This window comes from Lactobacillus sp. UMNPBX16 (assembly GCF_002553775.1).
Classification (GTDB): Bacteria; Bacillota; Bacilli; order Lactobacillales; family Lactobacillaceae; genus Lactobacillus; species Lactobacillus crispatus.
In genome coordinates, this window is sequence record NZ_PCYU01000079.1 from 1 (window position 1) to 8,563 (window position 8,563).

Below are 8,563 nucleotides of genomic sequence, written 5' to 3' on the forward strand. Positions count from 1 at the left end.
GAACTCCTTCATGAATGATTTTACCAAAAATATTGCTCAAGCTCTATTCGATCAAGACAAAAACATAAAAACAGTGAAAAAAATATGAGTCCCGGATTTAAAATTGAAGTGCAACACTAAGTGTTAAACAAAAAGGCCATGAAGACCTAAACTTGAAGTGACGAAAAATCAAGAAAGGAAGATCTTCATGACCAACTCAAATTCTAGCATTTCTAAACACTATCATCAATTAACTAGCGTACAACGTGGTCAGATTCAGGCAATGCTGGATTCTGGCATAACTTCCCGTACTGTCATCGCTCAAGAAGTTGGCTGTCATAAATCGACAATCAGTCGCGAAATCAAACGCGGAAGCGTCCTGCAAAGAGACAGCAGCTATTTGTTGTATGAGCACTATTACGCTGATACTGCACAGATTTATTATGAGAAGCGTCGCAAAAACTGCTATCAGCGCAATCCATTGAAGCATTATGCTGTCTTTTTAAGAATGATCTCAAGACGCTTCAAAGCTAAATTTGATGCCACCAGCATTGATGAATTCGTTGGTGAATTCAAAAGGTCTATGCCAGGCTACCCTTGTCCCAGCACGCCTACTGCCTATCGCTATATTGATCAGGGCTTGGTGGACATAAGCAATATTGATCTGCCTATGAAGCTCAAAAGACGCAGGAACAAGCGTCATCACAGCCATGGCGGTCACGCTTTGAAGTAGTTATCAAGATTCCTGACTATCGGGCAAGCACATGAAAGACAAGTCAAAAGCTTATGTTCAAAAGGCAACCAATGCCATTAACCACAAATATCGCCGAATCCTCCAATATCAGACAGCAGAAGAACTCTTCAAGCAATATATTTCTTCATAGCCTAACTGTTGCACTTAATTTGACAATTCAGGAAGAATTAATTATCATATTTCCCGCAAAAAAGTTGTTGTGCAAAATTATCCTATCAAAGAAACGGAAGCTACCTACTTGCTAAAGCCATATGAGCTACTAGTAGAAAAAACTTATAATTAGACCTTTGAGTCACCAAGCGTATTAGTGCTTCGGTGGCTTTTTACTTGTGTGTCGGGCATGACATTTCATCTAATCCAATGAAAGTTTGGACCACGGGTATTTGTCGCCAAGTGTAGTAAACCACAAGCCGATAGCGGTGACGCTATGGGTGAAGGAAGTGGCTAGCGAGTTTTCCGAGCCTACGTACAGAAACCTGGTTAGGCCAAATGGCGGATAAGGCTGCGATACAAGTCGAAGTCCAACAGGCAATAGCTCAAGTACTAATGAGGATCTATTATCCTCACTTTAGCGAGCATAGCTATGGCTTTAGACCAAATCGCAGTGCGCATGATGCCATTGAACAAGTATTGGAATATCTTGATGATGGATATCAATGGGTAATTGATTTAGATATTGAGAAATATTTTGACACGGTCAATCATGATAAATTAATTTCAATAATTAGAGAACGAGTAAATGACAAAACCACCCTCCATTTGATTCGGTCATTCTTAAAAGCCGGTATCATGGAAGATGGTTTGGTTAAGCCAAATAAGATTGGCGTGCCGCAAGGCGGGCCGCTTTCGCCAATCCTGTCCAAGCTTTATAACAAGATTATAGAGCTTCTTTGTCGCAGGAAAGCAGCTGCTCAACCTCTATAGTTAGTCTTTACTAAGGTAAATCAAGTAGTCAGAGGTTGGATTAACTACTTTAAAATTGGAAACTGCCAAGAAGAATATACACTAATTTAATGCGGATTAACAAGGCATTAAAGTGCAATTTTAGCGACGAAGATATTCATAAAGTAGCTAATACGCAATTAGGTTGGTATAAACGCAGTACCGGACATGTCGTTAACTTTTTGCTTAGCCCAAAAGTATTGGGCATAAGCAAAGCGGATCGCCCAGGCTTGGTCGATCCGCTAGAATACTATTTATCTCGTAGATGATTACAAACGTAGCGCCGGATACGGAACCGTACGTCCGGTGCAATGAGAGGGGCGAGAATTAATCTCCCTCTACTCTATTACTTTATTTGTTTATTTAGCGAAATCATTTCTAATAGACTCTGAGCAGTAGAGGAACCTTCATTGCCAGCTTTTAAGCCGGATCGTTGCAAGGCTTGATCAATATTCTCAGTGGTTAAAATACCAAAAGTTATTGGGACTTCTGCTTTAAGATTCATCTGCATAATTGCGTTTGTAACATTCTGAATAATCATGCTGTAATGATCAGTCTCACCTTTAATGACAGCGCCTAAAGTCATAATACCATCGTAGTTATTTGAATTGAGAAGCTTATTAGCAGTAAAACCAATTTCAAAAGCACCTGGGACCCAATAGATATCGATCTGATCTTCAAGTACTCCAAATTGTTTTAAGCTAGCAATAGCACCATCAACTAAATGATGGGTAACAATTTCGTTAAACTTAGATGCGACAATTGCGATATGATAATTATTGTTTTTAAAATTTCCTTCGTAAATATTCATTTCTGTGTTCCTTACTATAATGCTCCTAATAAATGATGGAATTTATCTCGTTTGGTTTCTAAATAGTCATGATTTACCTCATTAGCAGGAATCTCCAAGGGAATTCTTTTTTCAATAGTAATACCGTTATTTTCTAATTGATCAATTTTATCAGGATTATTAGTAAGCAAATTGATATGACTAATACCTAGATCTTTTAAAATCTTGGCAGCAATAATATAATTTCGTTCATCTGGCTTAAAACCTAAAATTTCATTTGCTTCATAAGTGTCATAACCTTGGTCCTGTAAACCATAAGCTTTTAATTTGTTAATTAATCCAATTCCGCGTCCTTCTTGTCGTAAATAAAGAATTATGCCACTACCATTTTTATTAATTTGCTTCATGGCAGTATGTAATTGATCACCGCAATCGCAGCGCATTGAGCCAAACGTATCACCAGTGAGGCATTCTGAATGAAGACGTACTAAAACTGGCTTTTTAGGATCAATCTTTCCTTTAATAATAGCTAAGTTTTCATTGGCGAAAGCCTTAATTTTGAAATTGCCATATTTAGTAGGAAGGTTTACAAATTCTGAGCGTTTACTCACAGGACTATTAATATATTCTTGTAGTTCTGCAATTGTTAAAAATGGTAAGTGATATTCTTTAGCAATTTCTTTCAGTTGGGGACGACGAGCCATATGGCCATCAGCTTTCATAACTTCACAAATATATGCAACTTCTGGTTCGCCAGCAAGATGAGCTAAGGCGATAGAGGCTTCTGTGTGACCATTACGATTCTTGATTTGATCATCTTTAGCGACTAATGGAAAACAGTGACCTGGTCTAAAGAAGTCTTCTGGCTTGGAAGTAGGATCAGCAATTGCCTTGATAGTTGCCGCACGATCATAAGCAGAAATACCTGTAGTGGTGGTTTTGTAATCAACACTGATTGTAAAAGCTGTACCGTATGGATCAGTATTATTTTGTTCCATTTGGTAGAAATTTAAACGTTGGGCAATTGTTTTACTTACAGGGGTGCAAAGTAAGCCACGAGCATGTTTGGTCATAAAGTTAACATTTTCAGGAGTAACTTTAGACCCCAAGCCGATCATATCACCTTCAGATTCACGATCTTCATCATCAGCAACAATCACTAAACCACCATTTTTCATCCATTGAATTGCATTTTGAATTTTTCTAACATCCATTTTAATTTCTCTTTTCTAAATTTTTTGCAACATATTTTCCGATAATGTCGGTTTCCAAATTTACTTCATCATTTATCTGTAAGTTGGCTAAATTAGTTTCGTCTTGAGTATGTGGAATTAGACCTACCGAAAAACTGTTATCTTTAACATCCATCACTGTTAATGAAACGCCATTTAAAGCAATACTACCTTGAGGTACGATCTGTGTTGATAATCGGGCAGGAAACTTAAACCAAATTTCAATTGCATTTTCATTCTGTGCTATTTTAGTAACTGTTGCCAAATCATCGATATGTCCCGTAACAAGATGACCTTCTAAACGTTGACCGACTTCTAATGAACGCTCAACGTTAAGTTGATCACCGTTATGCAAATTCTTAAAAACAGTTTTCTTATAAGTCTGAGGCATCATGGTTACAACAAAACTAGTTTCAGTAAAACTTTCAACCGTTAAACAAGTCCCATTAATTGCAATTGAATCACCGATCGTTAGCCCATTAGTAAAGTCTGCAGGGCACGAAACGGTTAGCTTAATTGTTTGCTTGTGTTTATCAATTTTTTTAATATGAGCATCCCCGCGAACTAGACCACTAAACATGTTTTAATTCACCTGCAATTCGTTCATTGTTGCCAAAGGCTGTTTTTTTAACATTTGTTAAAGGAACAGTTTCGTTTGGTACTAAACCTGTTACGCCTTCATCTCCAAGAAAGATCGGCGCCGTATATTTAATTACTTCATTAACAAAAATTTCATTCATAATTGCTTTTTCCAAAGTAGGGCCACCTTCTACATAAACTGACTGGATTTCTTTTGTACTCAAATAATCAAATACTTCTTGGATCCTGTTTGTTGCTAAATGAATAATTTTGATTTTAGAATTAGTAAAGTTGTTTTTAGACATTTGCTTATTTTGAGTGAAAATCCAAGTGGGATTTGTATCACTTAATAAGCGAAGTCGTAAATGATTTAACAGCCGTCCGCGACGATCAATGATAATACGGATTGGCGGATAGTCACTTTTGACATTAGTTCTTAAAATAGGGTCATCAATGATAGCAGTCGAAGAACCAATCATAATTGCTTGATAATCAGCACGTTCAGAATGAACTTGCTGATACACTGCTTGATTAGTGATTGGAGTTCGCTGACCGCGCATTGCAACTTTATTATCTAAACTAGTTGCTTCTTTGACTGTGATCCAGGGAAACCCATATTGGTAAAAATAGCTGTAGAACTTATTAAGTTTACTTGCGTCATCAGCTAAAACACCAGTAGTTACTTGAACTCCATTCTTTTGTAGTTTGGCAATTCCTTTTCCAGTAACCAATTTGTGTGGATCGATTTGTCCAACTACAACACGTTTAATCCCACTTTTGATAATTAAATCTGAGCAGGGAGGCTGTTTACCATAATGGTTGCATGGCTCAAGAGTGACATAGAGAGTTGAATTAAATAATTGTTCTGGGGTTAATTTTGAAATGGCATCGCGTTCTGCATGATTTTGTCCATAATGGTGATGATAGCCAGTAGCTAAGACTTGACCGTTTTTAACAATTACGGCACCAACCATAGGATTTTTCCATGTTTGATAGCGACCTTTTTTAGCTTCTTCTAAAGCTAAATTCATATAAAAATTATCTTTTTCCATTAAAATCACTTCCTCGTAGAGCAAAAAAGAACCTCGAGTATTCTCGAGGTTCAGTAATAATATTCAAAGTCAAATAATCAAAGCAAATGCAAATAAGCGTTACTTATTGGTTATCATTCTTCTATCATCTAGACTATACTATCGGTACCGATTATCGGATTCCACCGCTTTCGCGGGTTGCGGACTTCACCGCCGGTCAGGAATTTCACCTTGCCTCGAAGAACATTTATTTAATTCAACTTTATCGTAAAACTGAACTAGCTAAATGTCAATGATTAATTTAAGCGGTTACAAACAAAAACAGATTAAAAGCCTGTAGTTATCGTAAGTTAATCAATTAAAATTATTTAACTGTCACGCTTTACTTACTTTTTAGAAGTTAATATAATAGCTAGAAAGAAATTAATTATGTTGAGGTAACGAATTATGAAAATGAATCTTGAAGGGAAACTAGCTTTAGTTACAGGTTCTACTAAAGGTATTGGTAAAGCTATTGCGATTGAACTTGCTAAAGAAGGGACGAATGTCATTATTAATGGTCGTCAAAAAGTAACTGTTGATAAAGTAGTTGCTGAAATTAAAGAAAATTATCCTGATACCGACCCACAATCGGCGCCATATGATCTTTCAGATGCCAAGCAGCGCAAGGAGTTATTTGAAAGATTCCCAGATATTGATATTTTGGTCAACAACATGGGTATTTTCAAACCAATGAATTATTTTGATATTGATGAAGCTACTTGGCAAAAATTTATTGATGTAAATGTGTATTCAGGTAATGCCTTAGCTAAGTTTTATTTACCAAAGATGCTTGATCAAGACTTTGGCAGGATTATTTTCATTGCTAGTGAAGAAGCCATTATGCCATCAGGTGAAATGCCACAATATAGTTTAACTAAGACAATGAACTTATCAATTGCCAAGAGTTTGTCTAAATTGACTGCAGGGACACATGTAACTGTGAATACAATTATGCCAGGATCAACTCTTACTGAAGGTGTTGAAACGATGATCAATGACATGTATAAAGATTCTAATCTGCCAAAAGAAGAATGGGAAAGTGACTTTATGAAGAATCACCGCCCACTTTCACAAATTCAAAGACTAATTCGTCCAGAAGAAATTGGTCGCTTTGTAACGTTTGTAGCTAGTCCATATGCGTCATCATTTTCAGGTGAAGCACTTAGGCTTGATGGTGGATTAGTACCAACAATTTTTTAATTCTGAAATTTAATAACGTACAAAAAGATGTGAACTACTAATGATGAACAGTTCGCATCTTTTCTATAGTTTCTGATTTACTTTTTGAATTTGAGCTTTAACTTGATGGTAAATGCACAGCCAAATGATGACGTAACCAACTATGTAACAAATTGTAAAAACAATTAATGGCGTAAAACTCATTTCAACCCAATCATTGAACAGATAAAAGAAAAGATAATCTATGTAAATTACCACTGCATTAATCAAAGTAGCAATGCCAAGTGACAGCTTTTCTACTTTAAAGATTGCACTAATACCTCCGGCAATGAATACTAGAAGCAAACTAGAAAGAATATTTTTGTTGATTTCTAGAACTGAAGTTGGATTATAATGAATGGCTAAATAGTAAGCATAATAGAAAATAGTTAAAATAAACGGTCCAAAACCAGCAGCAATTAGACCTCTTTTGGTAAAATTTGAGATAAATTCTTTCATTTTATTTCAGCTCCTTTCGAATTTTGCTAAAGCAGCGTCTGGAAACATAATCGCTAAGTCCATTTTTCATAACAATGTTTACACCAGCAGTCTTAGTTTCTTCAAAGCGATCAATATATATTTTGTTAACGATTGAAGACTTATTAATTCGCCAGAAATTATTTGGTAATTCATTGGTTAATTGATAAATACGCTTGCGGAGATGATACCTTTTGTTGTTTATGCAGATTGCAGTAATTTTATTATCAAGTATCGTGATTATCACAATGTCTTCTAGCTGTAAAATCACATGATCCTTATCATCATAGCCAATGATTGAATTCGAGTTGCCATTAGTTAAAACAAATTTTTCTAAATTATCAGTAAAAATACTTTTTTGATGAACTTGTGCTTGAACTATTTCATTTTTGTGAGGATTAATTAATAGTTTGAATTTCATTTTTGACTCCTTTCAAGATAGATTATATTTGATGAACATGAAAATAGCAGGATTTTGTAGTTATCGGTAAATTTATTAGAATAATCGGTTAAGATGATTAGGTTCTATACACCAAAAAACTAGTGCATGTTAAATTAATGCACTAGTTTTTCTTACTTCTAATCATATTTGCTCCATTGATCTTGCAACTTTTCAATTAAAGGCATGACACGATTTTTATTTTGCTTTAAATAGACAGCATAAAATTTTTGATGGGCTACTTTATCTGATAAAGGACGAACAGTTCGATTATTAGGTAAATTCTGGCCCCATTGAGAATCTAAGCTAGTTAAGTTAGTGGTAAAGAAAGGAAGCACTGAATATTGTAAAATTTCGCTATATTCAGTTGATTCATTTTGAAAAATGATCTTGCTATCTGAGATTTCATCATGATAGATCTTAGTCCAAAAGCCAATTGGAGAAGGGCTTAAAATAGTTTTACCTTTAAGCTTCTTGAAGGATAATTCCTTATTTTTATTTAATTTGCATTCAGATTGAAGATTAACCGACATTGATTCTGTGCCTAGATAAGTTGAGGTAATATCACGGTCTTCAATTGGAAAGTTTATTAAAATGCAAGTTAGTTGATGTTCACTTAGTAGCTTTTCAAAATTATTTTCAACTAAATTATTCTTAATCTGGATATTTTTATCATGTAGAGATCGGAGGACAATTCCTGGTCCTGGAGCATTGAAGCCGACGACTAGGGTAGTCTGGTCTTTATCAAACTGTTTAACTTTTTTAGTGAAGTCTAAATTATCGTTGATTAATTTCTTGGCTTCAAGTGCTGTATATTTCCCGGTTTCGCTTAAATAAAGTTTATTAGGTTTACGAATAAAAAGCTTCACGCCTAATTCTTCTTCGAGTTTTTTCATAGAATGTGTCACAGCAGGCTGAGTCAAGCCAAGAAATTCTGCGGTTTTAGCGATGGTACCATATTTAGCATATGCAACTAATTCTTCAAGTAAGCAATTTTCAATCATAACTACATCTCTGTACTATAAATTAAATTTATCCTAGCATTAAAAAATGTGAATTTTCGAAACTGTCAAATCTTTT

Annotated in this window: 8 protein-coding genes, 2 pseudogenes and 1 riboswitch; of the genes and pseudogenes, 3 read left to right on the forward strand and 7 right to left on the reverse strand. The window is 35.2% G+C overall.

The annotated features are described in order from the left end of the window. Positions 1-187 precede the first annotated feature (187 nt). Together CP367_RS10315 and CP367_RS11215 are read left to right on the forward strand one after the other, a co-directional pair. Positions 188-863: pseudogene (locus CP367_RS10315) on the forward strand (transposase). A 389-nt stretch (positions 864-1,252) separates the two neighbouring features. After that, positions 1,253-1,944: pseudogene (locus tag CP367_RS11215) on the forward strand (reverse transcriptase domain-containing protein); the annotation flags it as partial. A 77-nt stretch (positions 1,945-2,021) separates the two neighbouring features. On the opposite strand, the gene ribH reads toward CP367_RS11215, so the two are convergent. From ribH to ribD, 4 genes are read right to left on the reverse strand one after another with little or no spacing between them, the layout of a single operon-like run. After that, positions 2,022-2,486: a 6,7-dimethyl-8-ribityllumazine synthase gene (gene ribH / locus CP367_RS10325; protein WP_005722846.1), complete on the reverse strand. Its 465-nt coding sequence runs from the start codon at positions 2,484-2,486 to the stop codon at positions 2,022-2,024. 14 nt (positions 2,487-2,500) lie between these two features. After that, positions 2,501-3,679, reverse strand: a complete 1,179-nt coding sequence (locus CP367_RS10330) for a bifunctional 3,4-dihydroxy-2-butanone-4-phosphate synthase/GTP cyclohydrolase II (protein WP_060462467.1) — start codon at positions 3,677-3,679, stop codon at positions 2,501-2,503. Position 3,680: 1 nt separating this feature from the next. After that, positions 3,681-4,277 (reverse strand): riboflavin synthase, encoded by a 597-nt coding sequence (locus tag CP367_RS10335; protein WP_089146205.1) that lies wholly within the window; start codon positions 4,275-4,277, stop codon positions 3,681-3,683. Next, positions 4,270-5,328, reverse strand: a complete 1,059-nt coding sequence (gene ribD / locus CP367_RS10340; RefSeq protein WP_089146206.1) for a bifunctional diaminohydroxyphosphoribosylaminopyrimidine deaminase/5-amino-6-(5-phosphoribosylamino)uracil reductase RibD — start codon at positions 5,326-5,328, stop codon at positions 4,270-4,272. Before ribD ends, CP367_RS10335 begins: the two co-directional genes overlap by 8 nt. Before the next feature lie 112 nt (positions 5,329-5,440). Continuing rightward, positions 5,441-5,555: riboswitch (FMN riboswitch) on the reverse strand. A gap of 199 nt (positions 5,556-5,754) precedes the next feature. On the opposite strand from ribD, the gene CP367_RS10345 reads away from it, so the two are divergent. After that, positions 5,755-6,549 carry an SDR family NAD(P)-dependent oxidoreductase gene (locus tag CP367_RS10345; protein ID WP_023488553.1) on the forward strand — a complete coding sequence of 265 codons (795 nt, stop codon included), beginning with the start codon at positions 5,755-5,757 and terminating at the stop codon, positions 6,547-6,549. A gap of 63 nt (positions 6,550-6,612) precedes the next feature. Here CP367_RS10345 and CP367_RS10350 read toward each other — a convergent pair whose 3' ends face one another. The 3 genes from CP367_RS10350 to CP367_RS10360 all read right to left on the reverse strand — a co-directional run bounded on the left by CP367_RS10350 (position 6,613) and on the right by CP367_RS10360 (position 8,487). Continuing rightward, complete coding sequence (locus CP367_RS10350; RefSeq protein ID WP_089143416.1) at positions 6,613-7,026, reverse strand: DUF3021 domain-containing protein; 414 nt, start codon at positions 7,024-7,026, stop codon at positions 6,613-6,615. Between the two features lies 1 nt (position 7,027). Continuing rightward, positions 7,028-7,465: a LytTR family DNA-binding domain-containing protein gene (locus CP367_RS10355; RefSeq protein WP_060462470.1), complete on the reverse strand. Its 438-nt coding sequence runs from the start codon at positions 7,463-7,465 to the stop codon at positions 7,028-7,030. Between the two features lie 158 nt (positions 7,466-7,623). Further along, complete coding sequence (locus tag CP367_RS10360) at positions 7,624-8,487, reverse strand: LysR family transcriptional regulator (RefSeq protein ID WP_089146207.1); 864 nt, start codon at positions 8,485-8,487, stop codon at positions 7,624-7,626. Between the last annotated feature and the right edge of the window lie 76 nt (positions 8,488-8,563).